We start from the raw sequence: 16,348 nt of genomic DNA, 5'->3' as shown, positions 1-16,348 counted from the left end.
GTGCACCAATTAGGCAATTGGACTGAAATTTGCATGAATAGGATAAACAATCGACGCCTAAGCTAGTCGGCTGTTTTTCCGCCGCGGTCGCGGCTTGCATCCTCATCGGGGGGCCTATCATGAAAAAATTTCTCATCCCGCTGTTCGTCCTGGCCGGTATCGCAATTGCACTGTTTGCCGCTTTCGATCCGACCTCTTCCGCCTATCACAAGCAAAACGACGAGTCTTACTCCGACTTCATTCTCGACGTCCGTAGTAAATCGGTCGCGGAGGTTGTGATCGACGGCCGTTCTATCCGCGGCCGACGCCATAACGGTAGCGAATTCAGCACCTACAACCCCGGCGATATGCGTATGATCGACGACTTGCTGGAATATGGCGTCAAAATCAAGGTTGAAAGGCCGGAAAACGAAATGAGTTTTCTGCAAATTTTCTACTCTTGGATTCCGACCCTGTTGTTGATTGCCGTATTGATTTATTTCATGCGTAAGCAGCAAATGGGTGCCGGCGGCCAAAACGCTTTCGGCAAAAGCCGCGCCAAATTAATGACGGAAGATCAGGTCAAGGTACGTTTTGATGACGTTGCCGGCGCTGAGGAAGCCAAACAGGACGTGGTGGAGCTGGTCGATTTCTTGAAAGACCCCGGTAAATACGAAGCGCTGGGCGGCAAGATTCCGCGCGGCGTATTGATGGTCGGCCCTCCGGGTACCGGTAAGACCTTGATTGCCAGAGCCATTGCCGGCGAGGCGGGTGTCCCGTTCTTCTCGATCTCCGGTTCCGATTTCGTCGAAATGTTCGTTGGCGTCGGCGCTTCGCGTGTCCGGGACTTGTTCGAAAACGCCAAGAAGCGCGCGCCGTGCATCATTTTTATCGACGAAATCGACGCGGTCGGCCGCCAACGTAGTTCCGGGAATATGGGCGGAGCAGAAGAACGCGAACAAACCTTGAACCAATTGTTGGTGGAAATGGACGGTTTCAACGGCAATGAAGGTATTATCGTCATCGCCGCCACCAACCGCGTCGACGTATTGGACAAAGCCTTACTGCGGCCGGGGCGCTTCGATCGCCAAGTGCAGGTCGGCTTGCCGGATATCAAAGGTCGCGAGCAAATCCTGAAAGTACATGCCGCCCGGGTGCCGCTGGCTGCCGATGTCGATATCAATGCGTTAGCTCGCGGTACCCCCGGATTCTCCGGAGCCGAGTTGGCCAATCTTATCAATGAAGGCGCCTTGTTTGCCGCCCGCAACAACCAGCGGGAAGTGACCATGAACGACTTGGACAAGGCGCGTGACAAAACCATCATGGGCGCGGAAAAACGCACGATGATTATGGGCCGCGAAGAACTGTTGATGACAGCCTACCATGAAGCCGGTCACGCCATCGTCGGTCGGCTGGTGCCGGAGCATGACCCGGTCTATAAAGTCAGCATCATGCCGCGCGGCGGCGCCTTGGGCATCACCATGTTCCTGCCGGAACGCGATCAATACAGCGCCAGCAAGGAAAAGCTGGAAGGCCAGATTTCCAGTCTGTTCGGCGGTCGGATCGCCGAGGCGCTGATTTACGGCAAAGACAAAGTCACTACCGGCGCCTCCAACGATATCCAGCGCGCCACCCAACTGGCGCGGAACATGGTGACCAAATGGGGTTTATCCGACCGCTTGGGGCCGATGGATTGCGGCGACAGCGATAGCGGTTATTTCGGGCCGCAGGCCAAGCCGATGTCGGAACAGATGGCTCTATTCGTCGACAAAGAAATCCGGCGGATGCTGTCCAGCAATTACCACCGCGCCGAAACCATTCTGAAGACGCATATCGATATTTTGCACAACATGGCTCAGGCCTTGCTGGATTGGGAAACCCTGGATAAGGGCCAGATCGATCAATTGATGAGCGGTAGAAAACTCTCACCGCCCAAGGTGGCGCCGGATAAGGCAAAAACCAACAAAACCAATATCGGATGGGGCGAGCCGGTCGGACCGCTACCGAACGGCGTCCCGGCGCTAGGCAGGACCCCGTTCCGGCATTGATTTAGGGCAGTCCGGACATAAAAAAACCGGTATCGGTGACACCGATACCGGTTTTTTGCGGTCTGGCGGAGCGTTTAGTGCACGTCTTTCCAGTATTCCTTTTTCAACAGGTAGGCCAAGACGATGAACATCAAGATAAAAAACAACACGTATTTACCCATTTGTTGCCGTTCCAGTTGTACCGGCTCGCCGACGTAGACCAGGAAATTGACCAGGTCGTTGACCAATTTGTCGAACTCTTTCGGCGACAATTGACCCGGTTGTTCCAAGTGCAGGCCGGTTACCATCTCCTGGCCCTCAACTTTGTGGATTTCGGCCGCTTGGCTGCCCTGCAATTGCCAGAACACATTGGGCATGCCCACATCCTTGAACACCGCGTTATTCACGCCCAACGGTTTCGATGGATCGTTGTAGAAGCTGCGCAGATAGCTGTATAGCCAGTCGGCGCCGCGAGAGCGGGCGATCAGCGACAAATCCGGCGGCGTGGTGCCGAACCATTTCTCGGCATCGTGCGCATTCATTGCCGAATGCATCTGATCGTAGATGCCGGCGCCCAACGGCGCGACGTTTTTCAAGATTTCCGCTTCGTCCAGTTTCAAATCCAGCGCGATACGTTTGTAACGGATATGCTTGGCCGAATGGCAGCCCAAGCAGTAGGTCACGTAATGTTTCGCACCGCGTTCCAGAGATTGGATGTCGCTCAGATCGATGTCGGCGCTGTCCAGTTTGATGCCGCCGCCGCTGGCCAGTACGTTGAAAGGCAGCAAAAACAAAAGAGTGTAGAGTGTCTTTTTCATGGCTTAGTCCAGGCTCTTTTTCAGGTTCTTTGCAAAACGAATCAGCACGGCTTGAATACCGGACCAGTTCGGGCCTTTTTTCGGAATCGTACCGCCCAAATTATCGGGAACCTGACGGACCTCCACCACTTCTTCGATCAATGCCTTGACGGCCGGAATCCGGTCTTCCAGCGTTGGTTGCGGAGTCAGATGCTCCGGTACCGGCTTGGTTTTTTCCCAGCGGGTATATAACGGCATCAACAGGAAGAAGCCGAAATAAACCGCAGTTAGTACCCGGGCTACCATTGTGGCGCCGGGGGTGGCTGGTTGCGTACCCAGATAGCCCAGACCCACGAAGGCGATGACGAACAACAGCACCGCTTTTTTGAACAGGCCGCCACGGTAGCGGATGGATTTGACCGGGCTACGGTCCAGCCAAGGCAGCATGAACAGCACGACGATGGCGCCGCCCATGGCGATGACGCCGGCGAACTTATCCGGCACCGCACGCAAAATTGCGTAGAACGGGGTGAAATACCAGACCGGGGCGATATGTTCCGGCGTTTTTAAAGGGTCGGCCGGAATGAAGTTGGCGTGTTCCAGGAAGAAGCCGCCCATTTCCGGCATGTAGAAAATTACCGTCGCAAAGAAGAACATGAACACGCCGACGCCGACGATATCCTTGACGGTGTAGTAGGGATGGAACGGAATGCCGTCGACCGGGTTGCCTTTCCAGTTCAGGTTTTTCTTGATCTCGACGCCGTCCGGGTTGTTAGAGCCGACTTCGTGCAGTGCGACGATGTGCAGGAATACCAGGATCAGCAACACCAGCGGCACGGCAATGACGTGAAAGGCGAAGAAGCGGTTCAACGTCGCATCGGAGACCACGTAGTCGCCGCGTATCCACAGCGACAATTCGTCGCCGATCACCGGGATTGCGCTGAACAGCGAGATGATTACCTGTGCGCCCCAGTAGGACATCTGACCCCATGGCAGCAGATAGCCCATGAAGGCTTCGGCCATCAGGCAGACGAAAATCAGCATGCCGAAGATCCAGATCAGCTCGCGCGGTTGCTTGAACGAGCCGTAAACCAGGCCGCGGAACATGTGCAGATAGACCACGATGAAGAACGCCGAGGCGCCGGTGGAGTGCATGTAGCGCACCAGCCAACCCCAGTTGACGTCGCGCATGATGTATTCGACCGAGTCGAACGCCAGTTTGGCGTCCGGTTTGTAGTTCATCGTCAGCAGAATGCCGGTGACGAACTGGTTGACCAGTACCAGCAGCGCCAGCGAGCCGAAAAAGTACCAGATATTAAAGTTTTTCGGCGCGTAGTAATGCGCCATGTGTTCGTTCCACAAATCGGAGAGTGGAAACCGCTCCAACAGCCAGTCGCTGTATTGATTCATTTTTTGCTTCATGCTGCTTTAGCCTCGCTGTCTTCGCCGATGACGATCAGATTGTCGGTTTCATACCGGTAGGGCGGAATTTCCAGATTGGTCGGCGCGGGTACGCCGCGGAATACGCGGCCGGCCAAATCGAACCAGGAGCCGTGGCAGGGGCAGAAGAAACCGCCTTTCCAGTCGTTACCCAAATCGGCGGGGGCGATTTCCGGGCGGAAGGTGGGCGAGCAGCCCAAATGAGTGCACAGTCCGATCGCGACAAAAACTTCCGGCTTGATCGAGCGCACCGAGTTTTTGCTGTTCTCGGGTTGGAGGGATTCGTTGGACACCGGATCGGCCAGTTTGCTGTCCAGCGTGGCCAGCGTCGTCAATACTTCCGGAGTACGGTTCAGGACCCATACCGGTTTGCCGCGCCAAGCCACCCGGATCAATTGGCCGGGCTCCATTTTACTGATGTCGACCTCGACCGGTGCGCCTGCTGCCATGGCTTTGGCGCTGGGCTGCATTTGCGAGAGGAAGGGCACCGCCAGATAACCGGCACCCACGGCTCCAACCACCGACAGCGCCGAGGTCAGAAATTGGCGCTTTGACGTATCGACGCCTTCTTGATTCATAAAACATACTCCTGTTGCGTGACGATGTATTTTTTAGAGCTACATCAATTTTTATAATTGTCCGGCAAATATACCTTACTGGCCGTGTTTATTGAAACTGTTATTGTGCGGGGGCTGCGGCGCTTATCGGCCTAGGCCAGCGCGGCATTCAGGGCCTGCAAAAAGGCCTGGTTTTCCTCCGGTTTGCCTATCGTCGCCCGCAAGCAGTTTTCCAACATTCCGCCCTGCGGGGATAGGTTCTTGATCAGCACGCCTTGCTGTTTCAAACCGGCAAAGACCGCATCCGCCGGTTTCGTCAGCGTGCGGAATAAAATGAAATTGGCCGCGCTGGGGTAAGCTTTGACCGAATCCATGGTTTGTAAGGCCTGCATAACAATGCCGCGCTGTTCGCGAATCAGTTGGGTTTGGTCCAATAGAAACTGCGGATGGTCCAGTGCGAAACATGCAGTGGCCTGGGTCAGGCAGTTGATGTTGTAAGGCAGCCGGACTTTGTTCAGTTGTGCCAGCAAGGCGGGCGGGCCGGCCAGAAATCCCAGCCGCAAACCGGCCAGGCCCAGTTTGGAAACGGTGCGCATTACCAATAGATTGTCGTGTTGCGGCAACTGTTCGATGAAGCTGGCGTCGGCAAACGGCGCATATGCCTCATCCACCACCACCAGGCCCGGCGCAGCGGCCAGGATCGCTTCGATAGCCGCCGGATCGAACAAATTGCCGGTCGGATTGTTGGGATAGGCCAGGAAAATTACGGCCGGTTGTTCGGTTTCGATGGTGGCCAGCATCGCTGGCAAATCCAGATCGAAGCTCTCCGCCAATAACGGCACCCCGCGGTAGCGCAAACCCAGGCTGAGGGCGATTTGTTTATACATAACAAAGCCGGGCTCGGGCGCCAACACGGCAGCCGTATTGGGCAGGGCCATCAGCAGGATTTGAATGATTTCATCGGAACCGTTGCCGAGCAAAATGGCGGAATCTTCCGGAATGGCGTTGCTGCGGCGCAGTGCTGCGGCCAAGTCCTTCGCTTCCGGATCCGGATAGCGGTTCAGCGGACAGGATTTCAGATGCTCCAGCCAGGTTTGTTGGATTTCATCCGGCCATGAATAGGGGTTTTCCATCGCGTCGAGTTTGATGTAATTGCTGGCGTCGGCGACATGATACGCCGACAGCGCGAGGACTTCGCGGCGGAATAGGGTTTCGAGCGGTGGGAGCGGCATAGTGTTAAATCCGGCGGCATTGGAACGGGCGGCGGTTGGTCCTGGTTGCAAGCAGGTGGCCGCGGGGCAAAAAGTCGGCGGATTTTAACAAAGCGAGGGACGAAAGCGTAACCTTGCAAACCAGCCATCCAGCGTCCCCGTTGACGCGAATCGCCTGCTACACTGCAGGCTAATCGGCGCGCGGATTTTAACACCGCATTGCTGCGCTCGCAAAGCCGGCTTGCTCAGGAGTTCATGAGGTGTTTGCGGCTGCAAACGTCTATCTCAAACGGCGCTTACTTTAACCGCAATACACTTCGTCCTGTTCGATCAGAAACAACACCCAGGAAAATTGGCCGGTGCTGATTTTGCTGCCGCAGTAACCGCATTCGCCGCTTTGGCCCATGTTATCGGCCGGCGCGCCGCAGCTGGGGCATTGGCTCAGGCTGTAGGGTTTGTCTTGGCGCTCCTTACCGCTACGGCGGACGAAGGTCCAGTATTCTGAAAAACGCCTGAGCGATGTTTTCGAACCGCCGACGATCTTGCCGGCGGCGTCTTCGGTGTAGTCGTTGCAGGCGGCGAAGATGCGTACCGTGACAGCCTCGTAAAATTTGTCGCTGTCGATTTTCGCCAGCACGATTTGCTCGATACGCAGATGCTCCAGTCGGTTGAACCAGCCGCGTTCGACATACATTTTCTGCCAGAAGGCATTGGTTTCGTAGAGCCGGTCCGATAACAGGTGCCGCGCCGCCTGCCAGTCGCGCCGGCTCCAGTGGCCGTATATGGCCGCAAAATAATTGCGTACCACGTCGTTCTCGAACGGCAACCAAAACTCTTGCCACTCGGCGATGCCGTAACGCTGCTGCCAGCGGTTCATCTGTTCGATCAGGTCGGCTTGCTTGACCGTGATGGCTTGCGTGCCCTGCTCATCGGCGTACGCCGCCAGTCCTTCCACAGCCGGCACCGCATGGGTGGCGACCACGACCCGTTTGCCCAGGCACCACTGCGCGTCGCCCTTTTGCACGCTGGCACCGCAATAAGTGCAGACGCCGGTGTCTGTGAAATGGGCCGGCGCGCCGCATTGCGGACAGTTCACGCTTTGTATTTTCTCCGGTTCCCCCGATAACAGGCCTTTACGGCGGTAAAACTGCCAGCGTTCGACCACGGCATAGCGCGAACGCTGATCCTGCAAATCCAAGGTGTAATTGGCGTCGAATTCGACGGTAATGGTCTCGGTATCGCTGCCCGCAGTGTTGATCTCCAGCCAACGCAGGCTGTTGACGACGATTTCGCTGACGGTCCAGGGTTGCGAGCGTTGGAAATGGCCTTGCAACTCGGTGCTCAAGAACGGCGACAGGTAGCTGAATTCCGGCTTGGTCGAATATTCGTAGAATTTGCAGTACAGCGAATGGGCGAAATCCAAAAACACCACCGCGGAGAAATTGACGTCGGCCTGCTTCAGTGCCGCGATTTGCTCGGCAATGCTTTGTTGGCGTTGGGCGCGGTATTGCGCCGGCGGCGCCGTCACCACGCTTCTCGCTCCGGCTTGACTGCGAAGCACGATGATAACAATCACGACGATGATGATGAACAAAATCAAGGCTTCCAGCGACGACATCGGATGGGCGCTGCCGGACGAGCTGCCCGAGCTGTCGTGCGTGCTCCAACTGGAGCCGGAATGCGACCAGCCGCCGGAGCTGTGCGAACTCGACGAACTGTGCGAGCTGCTGGAATGGCCGCCGCCTGGCCGGGCCGGCAACGGTGGAGAAATGGCCAGACCGGCCAGCGCCAGGAGCAATAGCCACTTTTTCATAGGTCGATATCCAGCCGGTCCGGCAGTTCGTTGATGTCGCCAGCGCGCACCGGCAGGTAGCGGGCGAACGCGGCAGCCGCTTTTTCCAGCGCCTTTAACAGACACTGTTCCGGTTGGCGCTCGGCGAAGATCCGGTCGAACTCGCTTTGCAATTCCTGCCATACTGCAAGCGGGATAGCCAGCTCCAAGCCGCGGTCCGGCAACAGAAACACCCGCCGTTCCAGCAACGAGCAATACACCAGAAAGCCGGTTTTGTCCCGAGTATGTTGAATCCCGCCTTTCTGGAAAATGGCTCTGGCCATGATTTCGACGCGCTTGTCCCGCGTCGACCGACTGACGCTGCAGCGTTTGACCGCCGGCAGCGAACCGACGCCATAGGCGAGCGCAAACATCGCCAGCGGCGCGTAATAGACCAGCCAATTCTCGAAATAAACCGGCGCGTACATTATCAGGGTGAAAGCCAACCAGGCCGCGGCCAAGCCCCATAGCAACGGTACCGAGGCATAGTCGCCGGATCGGGCGCGAAACACCACTACCGCTTCGGCCTGCGAGCCGTTTTCCAGGTTTTTGATCGCGTCCCACAGCCGGCTTTGGTAGGCCGGCGCCAAATACTGTTTCATAGGCTTGTTCCAGCTTGATCTATACTCAGAGTTGCCGCTTGGCACTTCTAATAGCCTCGGTTGCGGCCGGGGCATGGCAAATCCGTTCTGCGGCTAAGTCTAGTCGTTTTGCAGAATGGTGTTGTTCACCGGGAGTGTGCCGATCTGATGGCGGCGGTGGCGCGACGCGCCATCCGAGACCCAATTCAAAATCCACAGGAGACTCTCATGGGACTTTTCGACGGTTTGCAACGCCAATTGCGTTCGGTCATCGAATGGCAAAATCCGGCGCCCAATGCGCTGTTCCAACAATGGAGCGACAACGGCGACGAAATCAAGAACGCCTCGACACTGATCGTCGGCCCCGGCCAGGGTTGCATTTTCGTCTACCGCGGCAAGGTGCAAGCGGTATTTGACAGCGAAGGCTCCTACAACCTGCAAACCGATAACATCCCGTTCTGGACCACGATTGCCAGCTTCATGCAGTTTTTCGAAAGCCAGTTCAAGGTCGGGATTTATTTTTATCGCAAGACTGTGATTCTGGATCAGAAATGGGGAACCAGCTCGCAGATCAAATATCTGGACCCGACCTACAAATTCCCGGTCGGTTTGAGAGCTTTCGGCAATTACAGTTACCGTTTGGCCGAACCGGCGCAGTTCTTCGTCAACGTGGTCGGCGAGCAAAACCTGTTTACCACCGACCAATTGCGCAACGTGATTGTCGCCCGCCTCAGCCAGCCGTTGGCCGATTTTCTGGCGACCAGCCGTTTCGGTTATCTGGATATCGACACCAACCGCGAGGAAATCGCCGCCGGCGTGCTGCAAAAATTATTGCCGCAGTTCGCCGATCTCGGTTTTACCATCACCGATTTTCGGATCGAAGGCACCGACTTCGACGAGGAAACCCTCAAGCGCGTCAATCGCATCGCCGATATGACCGCCGAGGCCCAGGCGGCCAAGGAAGTCGGTCTGGATTACGCCCGGATCCAGCAACTGGAAGCGATGCGGGAAGCCGCCCGTAACGAAGGTGGCGGCGCCGGGGTCGGAATGGGCTTGGGCGCCGGCATCAGTTTTGGCCAAAATCTGGCGCAAGCGATGAACACCCCAGCCGCCGCATCGCCCGCGCCCGCCCAGGCAGCGGCAGCCGACCCGATGGAAAAACTGGCGCAACTGAAGAAAATGTTCGAGGCGGAATTGATCACCGCCGAGGAATATGCGGAGAAGAAGAAAAGCATTCTGGAGGGAATCTAATGCCGTCGCCGCGCTAGCGCTCAACGCCCGCCGGTGGGCCGGCAAAATCCGGCCGAGTCTCCTGCGGCAAACGGCTGTCTGAAGACTCTGCCCCGGAAAAATCGGCTTTGCCGGCTGCCAGTTTCCGGATGTGTACTATTCTTGGCAGCGACATTTTCACCATTGAGAATCGACCATGGATATCGCCGAACTGTTGACGTTCTCCGTCAAGAATAAAGCTTCCGACTTGCACCTTTCCGCCGGCTTGCCGCCGATGATCCGGGTGGACGGCGATATTCGCCGGATCAACATCCCGGCCCTGAACCACAAGGAAGTGCACGCGCTGATTTACGACATCATGAACGACAAGCAGCGCCGCGATTACGAGGAGTTTCTGGAAACCGACTTTTCGTTTGCCTTGCCCGGGGTAGCCCGATTCCGGGTCAACGCCTTCAATCAGGATCGCGGTGCCGGCGCGGTATTCCGGACCATTCCGTCGAAAGTCTTGACCCTGGAAGAGTTGGATGCGCCCAAGTTTTTCCAGGAGCTGTGTACCAAGCCGCGCGGTTTGATTTTGGTGACCGGACCGACCGGTTCCGGTAAATCCACCACGTTGGCGGCGATGATCAACCACATCAACAACAACGATTACGCCCACATCCTCACGGTCGAAGACCCGATCGAGTTTGTCCACGAAAGCCAGAAATCGTTGATCAACCAGCGCGAGGTGCATCGCGATACGCTGGGTTTCAACGAAGCCTTGCGCTCGGCCTTGCGGGAAGACCCGGACATCATCCTGGTCGGCGAGATGCGCGATCTGGAAACCATTCGTCTGGCGCTGACTGCGGCCGAAACCGGCCACTTGGTGTTCGGCACCTTGCACACCACTTCGGCCGCCAAGACCATAGACCGGATCATCGACGTGTTCCCGGCGGCCGAGAAAGACATGATCCGGGCCATGTTGTCCGAGTCGTTACAGGCGGTTATTTCGCAAACACTGCTGAAGAAGGTCGGCGGCGGCCGGATCGCTGCGCATGAGATCATGGTCGGTACCCCGGCGATCCGCAACCTGATCCGCGAAGCCAAGGTGGCGCAGATGTATTCGGCGATTCAGACCGGGCGCAAGGACGGCATGCAGACGCTGGACCAAAACCTGAAAGAGCTGGTCGACAAGGGCCTGATTACCGCCAAGGCGGCGATGACTCGGGCCGTCAATAAAGACATGTTCCGCTGATGAACGAGGAGGCCTGATGGACTTTACCGCGCTATTGGCATTGATGGTGGAAAAACGGGCGTCGGATTTATTCATTACCGCCGGGCGGCCGCCGTCGATGAAAGTCAACGGCAAAGTCGTCGAAGTCTCGAAGACGTCACTGAACAGCGAACAAACCCTGAAGCTGGTGCTCGGCATCATGTCGCAACGCCAGCGCGACGAATTCGAAAATACCAAGGAATGCCAATTCGCGTTAAGCGCGCACAGTCTGGGCCGGTTTCGGGTCAGCGCCTTCACCCAGCGCGATTCGGCCGGCATGGTGTTACGCCGGATCGAAACTACGATTCCGACTGCGGAAGAGTTGCATCTGCCGCCGGTGTTGAAAGAATTGATCATGCACAAGCGCGGCTTGGTCATGTTCGTCGGTGCGACCGGCACCGGTAAATCGACCTCGCTCGCGGCCTTGATCCGCCACCGCAACGAGAACAGCAGCGGCCACATCATTTCCATCGAAGATCCGATCGAGTTCATTCACCCCCACCTGGGCTGTATCATTACCCAGCGCGAAGTGGGTCTGGATACCGAATCGTTCGAAGTCGCTTTGAAAAACACGCTGCGTCAAGCGCCGGACGTGATTTTAATTGGCGAGGTCAGGACCCGCGAGACCATGCAACACGCGATAACCTTTGCCGAGACCGGCCACCTGTGCGTCTGTACCTTGCACGCCAACAACGCCAACCAGGCCATAGACCGCATCCTGCACTTTTTCCCGGAAGACATGCACAGCCAGTTGTTCATGGACTTGTCTTTGAATTTGCGCGGCATCGTCGCTCAGCAATTGATTCAGCGCGCTGACGGCAAAGGCCGTTATCCAGCCATCGAAATTCTGTTGAATACGCCGCTAGTCGCCGATTTGATTCGTAAGGGCGAGGTGCATAAATTAAAAGAATTGATGAAGAGCTCGCGCGAGCATGGCATGCAAACGTTCGACCAAGCGCTTTACGATCTGTACACAGCCGGTAAAATTAGTTATGAAGATGCTCTGCACGCTGCCGACTCCCGCAACGAAGTCCGCCTGATGATCAAATTGGGCGCCGAGAACGTCAATTTCGAAACCGCCGGCATGACGTTGGCCGAGAGCGACGAAGACGGAGGCAGCCTTTATAAATAAACCCCGGATTTAGCCGTTTTGCCAGACTTAGCCACACCGAATTCGATACTCAAATTTGCCGCTGCCGCAGCGTTGGCCACACTTCTATTCGGCTGTGCTTCCGAGCCGCCGCGTAGCCAACTGCGAACGTCGGCACCGGTCAAACCCAATCCGCCCAGCCAATCGGTCAAGGTCCAGCCCGACCTTAGGCCCTATGCCAGCATCGGCAGCTATCGGGCCGCTGCGGTCGGCGGCGATTACGCCGGTTATCCGGCATTGGCTCAATTTATCGAGCAGATGGTGCAAAAGCACGGCTTCGATCGGGAATATTTGAACGGTTTGTTCTCGCAAGCCAAACGCAAACAATGGACCTTGGATTATCTGGCCAAGTCCGACCAAGGTTTGAAAGGCAAGCCCAGCAAAGGCGGCTGGACCCGTTACCGTTCCCAATTTCTGGATGCCCGCCATATCGATGCCGGCGTGGCGTTCTGGCGGACGCACCAGAACGCTTTGCAGCGTGCCAGCCGACAATACGGCGTTCCGGCGGAATACATTCTCGGTATTCTGGCGGTGGAAACCACCTTCGGCGGCTTCGTCGGCAATCACCGGGTGATCGATGCGCTGACCACGCTGGGTTTCGATTACCAGCGCCGCGGCGAATTTTTTCGTAGCGAGCTGGAGAGTTTTCTGGTGATGGCGCGGGGCGAAGGCATCGATCCCGCCAAGCCGGTCGGCTCCTTCGCCGGGGCGATGGGGCTGGGTCAATTCATGCCCAGCAGCTTTTTGCAATGGGCGGTGGATTTCAATGGCGACGGTCGGCGTGACTTATGGAACCCCGAGGACGCGATCGGCAGTGTCGCCAATTATTTTGCCCAGCACGGCTGGCGTAGCGAGCAGCCGGTAGTTAGTAACACTCGCGGCAGCTACAGCGGTATCGATAGTTTGGAGCCGGGTATCGATCGCGAATATCCGCTGGGTACATTGCTGCAAGCCGGTATCGAACCGGCCGGCAATTGCGGCTGCGATTACCCGCTCAGATTGCTGCTGCTCAGGCACCAAAACACCGATGAATATTTATTGGGACACCCGAATTTCTACGTGATTACCCGCTACAACCACAGCACCCATTACGCGATGGCGGTGCATGAGCTGGCTCAGGCCATCAGACGCGGCTATCAACGGCTCGCCGGATAAGGCGAGCGACGAGATTGCGATCGATTGATTCGGCTTTTTCGGTTGCCGCTATCGGTTCTTAGTCGATACGCTCCAATTCCTGCTCGATGTCACGGAAATGACTTAATTGCTTGCTACGATATAGTCAAGCCGTTAGAGAGGAGAAACGATGCGCGCCCTTTATTTGTTAATATCTGGTTTGGGTTTATTTTGTAGTTCGGCCCAAGCCGCGCTTGACCGCTCACAAACTTCGCCGGTGCCGTCGTTATTGATTTCCTATCCGCGACTATCGGATCAAATCGGCGTCAAGCCCGGTCGTCAACTGTTTTGGCAGCAATTCGATGTCAGTGGCTCTGGTGCTGTCTTCGTACAGCCTGGCGCCAACATCACTGGAGGCAGTGCCGGAGGGGGGATTCGGAATATCAGCGGAGAGTTGAAGCCGAAAGGCGGTGGTGATCTGGTGCTGGTTCAATCCGGACACATATCGATTACCGGTACCAATGGATTGGGAACAGCCCCCGTCACGATAGTGCCTTTACCGGCACCGTTTGTGCTGTTTGGAGTTGGCGCACTAGGCTTGGCGATAAATTCCAAACGGACTGCGGCGAGCTCTTAACTCTATGAACGCCGGTCTATGCCGGGTTTTAAAAAGTCTTTGTCGCTTACGAATAGTCGAATAAATCCAATTGCCGATAAGGCTTAGCGTGTGGGTCTTCGTTATCCAAGCCGGATAGGGTTACGCCAAGCAAACGGACTTTACTGGAACCCACCGGGGTGTTTTTGATTAACTCGGTCAGCAGCAATGCACATGCCGGGTTATCGGCGACCGGCTCGTTTAGGGTGCGGCTGCGGGTGATTTGCACGAAGTTCTGGAATTTGATTTTTACCGTCAGGGTATAGGCGGTCAGGCCTTTCTCGGCCAATCGCTGCAACGCGGTGCGCATCAGAGCCTGCAACTGCCGCTGAATCGAGGCGAGATCGGCCAAATCCTGTTCGAAGGTGGTTTCCACGCCGACCGACTTACGAACCCGGTCGGCGCGAACCGGGCGCAAATCGATGCCGCGGGCAATATTGAAATAATGCCGGGCGGCCTTGCCGAAATGTTGGTGCAAGATTGCCAATGGTACGGCTTTCAAGTCCTTGCCGGTATTGATCCCTAAATCGCGCATTTTCTGTTCGGTGGCCGGACCGATGCCGTGAAACCGGCCGATGTCCAGTTTCTCGGCGAATTCGGGGCCTTGTTCCGGAGGAATCAGGTACAGTCCGTCCGGCTTCCCCATATCCGAGGCGAGTTTGGCCAGAAATTTATTGTAAGAAATGCCGGCCGATGCAATCAGACGGGTTTGCTTCAGGATGTCTTGTTTGATTTGCTTGGCCAATAGCGTGGCCGAGCCTTGGTAAAGCTCAGAATCGCTGACGTCCAGATAGGCTTCGTCCAGAGATAGCGGCTCGACGCAGTCGCAGTAGCGGGCGAAAACGTCGCGGACGAGGGCCGAGGCTTCGCGGTAGGCGTCGAAACGCGGCTTGACAAAGATCGCCTGCGGACAAAGCCGGTAGGCGTGGGCTGAAGGCATGGCCGAACGTACGCCAAACTGGCGGGCTTCGTAGCTGCAGGTGGCTACCACGCCACGCGAATCGGGTCTGCCGCCGACGATGATAGGCTTGTTCCGGTATTGCGGATGGTCGCGTTGTTCGACCGCTGCGTAAAACGCATCCATATCGATGTGGATGATTTTGCGCGGACGGTCGTCCATCGGCGTTTACGGTTTGTCGAGCTGCTCCAGCTTGGCGGTTTCGTTCCAATCGGAAAACGGAAACGGCAATTGCTCGGTATTGAAAGTTAAAAACAGCAGGATATGGTAATGGTAGGTCGACAGGCTGCGGCCGAAACTGAGGATGTTGGCGTTGGCCGCACCGGTAAACAGTACCGAACCTACCTGCAGCAAAATCACCAGCCACAACAGCAGTTTGACCAAACTGTCTATCGCAGCGAAAACCAGCATGAAGATCACCCGTTTCCAGGTTTCGATTTTTTTCAAATTCTCGTTGATCTGTTCTTGCATGGCCGCGGTTTAACCTCTGTTCATCACGTCGCGCAAGTCCAGTGCGGCCGCATTGGCGCGGGCAATGTAGTTGGCCATGGCCAGCGAGTAGTTGGCAAAAACGCCGAAACCGTCGCCGTTCAGCACCACCGGACTTAAAGTCGGCGTCAACGCATTTTCCAGCGCCTGAATCATGTTATCCAGCGTGTTCATCGCCCGTTTGTCCAACAGAATGTCGGAAAAGTCGTGTTTGATGGCTCTCAGGATGTGCAGCAAGGCCCAGCAGGAACCGCGCGCTTCGTAGAATACGTTGTCGATTTCCATCCAAGGCGTCTGGCCGATGGTCGGCATGTTGATGTCGACCGGATTCGATGGGTCGCCGTGCGCAGCGCCGGCAAATTTATCGGTACTGGCGGCGAGACGGGTCGACAGACCGCCCAGGCGCTTGATCACGACTTCGGTATATTGCCACAAGTTGTCAGCGCGGGAATGGAACTGGGCTGCTCTCGAGGTCGAAGTCGGATTTTGCAGCCGCGACATATAGGCATGTAATGCCTCGATACCTTTAATATATTCGGACTCGGTGGACGGCAAGGCCCAGGAATTGCGTTCGTAGTAGAAGTAAGGCTCCGCTTTGGCTAAATCCGGGTCTTCCGCGGATTGAGACTGGTCTCTGGCAAAGTGGTTGCGTAAGGCGGTGGTACCGTCGCGCAGCATGACCAGTGCGCCGTATTCGAAACTTTGGATGTTGTCGCAAAACAGGCCGGGAGGCGCGACGTCGTTGGACAGGTAGCCGCCGGCTTTGAACAGAATGACGTCGGCGATGTGGGCCAGCGTATTGGCGTAAACGTAACCGATCGGCATTTGGTCGGTATGGGTCACATTCATGCGTTCGATCGCTTCATCCTGAACGTTGAATTGCTCGGGCTCACGGCTCCACCATTCGCCTAAAATCAACATGACCACAACGACGATGCCTATCAGCGTACCGAAACCCCAGAGTATGCCTTTAGACTTGGCGTCTTCTTCGAGTGCGAATGAATTGTCTGACATGTGTTACGTATCCGGATAAGTGCAAAAAGGCCCTGGCGGCCGAATGGCGGCATGTTAGCACGGA

15 protein-coding genes are annotated in these 16,348 nt (G+C 56.4%); 6 read left to right on the top strand and 9 right to left on the bottom strand.

The features are described from left to right. Positions 1-119 precede the first annotated feature (119 nt). The gene (gene ftsH, locus ACH518_RS03085; RefSeq protein WP_140913457.1) at positions 120-2,027 is read left to right on the top strand and encodes an ATP-dependent zinc metalloprotease FtsH; all 1,908 of its coding nucleotides are present in this window, start codon (positions 120-122) and stop codon (positions 2,025-2,027) included. Positions 2,028-2,101: 74 nt separating this feature from the next. Here ftsH and ACH518_RS03080 read toward each other — a convergent pair whose 3' ends face one another. The 6 genes from ACH518_RS03080 to ACH518_RS03055 form a co-directional block, all read right to left on the bottom strand. Next, positions 2,102-2,824 carry a cytochrome c1 gene (locus tag ACH518_RS03080; protein WP_140913458.1) on the bottom strand — a complete coding sequence of 241 codons (723 nt, stop codon included), beginning with the start codon at positions 2,822-2,824 and terminating at the stop codon, positions 2,102-2,104. 3 nt (positions 2,825-2,827) lie between these two features. Further along, positions 2,828-4,225, bottom strand: coding sequence for a cytochrome b (locus tag ACH518_RS03075; protein ID WP_278210293.1), 1,398 nt, complete (start codon positions 4,223-4,225; stop codon positions 2,828-2,830). After that, the gene (petA, locus tag ACH518_RS03070) at positions 4,222-4,821 is read right to left on the bottom strand and encodes a ubiquinol-cytochrome c reductase iron-sulfur subunit (RefSeq protein ID WP_140913460.1); all 600 of its coding nucleotides are present in this window, start codon (positions 4,819-4,821) and stop codon (positions 4,222-4,224) included. The genes ACH518_RS03075 and petA overlap by 4 nt, the downstream gene beginning before the upstream one ends. Before the next feature lie 131 nt (positions 4,822-4,952). Further along, on the bottom strand, positions 4,953-6,032 hold the full coding sequence (gene hisC / locus ACH518_RS03065; RefSeq protein WP_445371824.1) for a histidinol-phosphate transaminase: 1,080 nt from the start codon (positions 6,030-6,032) through the stop codon (positions 4,953-4,955). A 280-nt stretch (positions 6,033-6,312) separates the two neighbouring features. Then, positions 6,313-7,824: a TIM44-like domain-containing protein gene (locus ACH518_RS03060; protein ID WP_445371823.1), complete on the bottom strand. Its 1,512-nt coding sequence runs from the start codon at positions 7,822-7,824 to the stop codon at positions 6,313-6,315. Beyond that, a complete protein-coding gene (locus ACH518_RS03055) occupies positions 7,821-8,444 on the bottom strand; it encodes a TPM domain-containing protein (RefSeq protein WP_445371822.1) in 624 nt (207 codons plus the stop codon). The genes ACH518_RS03060 and ACH518_RS03055 overlap by 4 nt, the downstream gene beginning before the upstream one ends. A 207-nt stretch (positions 8,445-8,651) precedes the next feature. Here ACH518_RS03055 and ACH518_RS03050 point away from each other — a divergent pair, with 207 nt between their 5' ends. The 5 genes from ACH518_RS03050 to ACH518_RS03030 all read left to right on the top strand — a co-directional run bounded on the left by ACH518_RS03050 (position 8,652) and on the right by ACH518_RS03030 (position 13,805). Beyond that, on the top strand, positions 8,652-9,674 hold the full coding sequence (locus tag ACH518_RS03050; protein ID WP_140913463.1) for an SPFH domain-containing protein: 1,023 nt from the start codon (positions 8,652-8,654) through the stop codon (positions 9,672-9,674). A 175-nt stretch (positions 9,675-9,849) separates the two neighbouring features. After that, entirely contained in the window at positions 9,850-10,887 is a 1,038-nt protein-coding gene (locus ACH518_RS03045; RefSeq protein ID WP_054759731.1) for a type IV pilus twitching motility protein PilT, read from the top strand. A 16-nt stretch (positions 10,888-10,903) separates the two neighbouring features. Continuing rightward, positions 10,904-12,037: a PilT/PilU family type 4a pilus ATPase gene (locus ACH518_RS03040; protein ID WP_140913464.1), complete on the top strand. Its 1,134-nt coding sequence runs from the start codon at positions 10,904-10,906 to the stop codon at positions 12,035-12,037. Positions 12,038-12,055: 18 nt separating this feature from the next. Beyond that, positions 12,056-13,210: a lytic murein transglycosylase B gene (mltB, locus tag ACH518_RS03035; protein ID WP_445371821.1), complete on the top strand. Its 1,155-nt coding sequence runs from the start codon at positions 12,056-12,058 to the stop codon at positions 13,208-13,210. Positions 13,211-13,358: 148 nt separating this feature from the next. After that, positions 13,359-13,805, top strand: coding sequence for a hypothetical protein (locus tag ACH518_RS03030; RefSeq protein WP_445371820.1), 447 nt, complete (start codon positions 13,359-13,361; stop codon positions 13,803-13,805). A 46-nt stretch (positions 13,806-13,851) separates the two neighbouring features. Here ACH518_RS03030 and dinB read toward each other — a convergent pair whose 3' ends face one another. Genes dinB through ACH518_RS03015 form a run of 3 tightly spaced genes read right to left on the bottom strand, consistent with a single transcriptional unit; the run spans position 13,852 to position 16,284 of the window. Next, a complete protein-coding gene (gene dinB / locus ACH518_RS03025) occupies positions 13,852-14,943 on the bottom strand; it encodes a DNA polymerase IV (protein ID WP_445371819.1) in 1,092 nt (363 codons plus the stop codon). Positions 14,944-14,949: 6 nt separating this feature from the next. Then, positions 14,950-15,252, bottom strand: a complete 303-nt coding sequence (locus ACH518_RS03020; RefSeq protein ID WP_140913467.1) for a DUF4389 domain-containing protein — start codon at positions 15,250-15,252, stop codon at positions 14,950-14,952. Positions 15,253-15,261: 9 nt separating this feature from the next. After that, the gene (locus tag ACH518_RS03015) at positions 15,262-16,284 is read right to left on the bottom strand and encodes a DUF2333 family protein (protein WP_140913468.1); all 1,023 of its coding nucleotides are present in this window, start codon (positions 16,282-16,284) and stop codon (positions 15,262-15,264) included. Between the last annotated feature and the right edge of the window lie 64 nt (positions 16,285-16,348).

Source organism: Methylomonas sp. HW2-6 (genome assembly GCF_052474525.1).
Note: the sequence above shows the minus strand (reverse complement) of the source record. Positions and strands in the feature narration are given on the sequence as shown.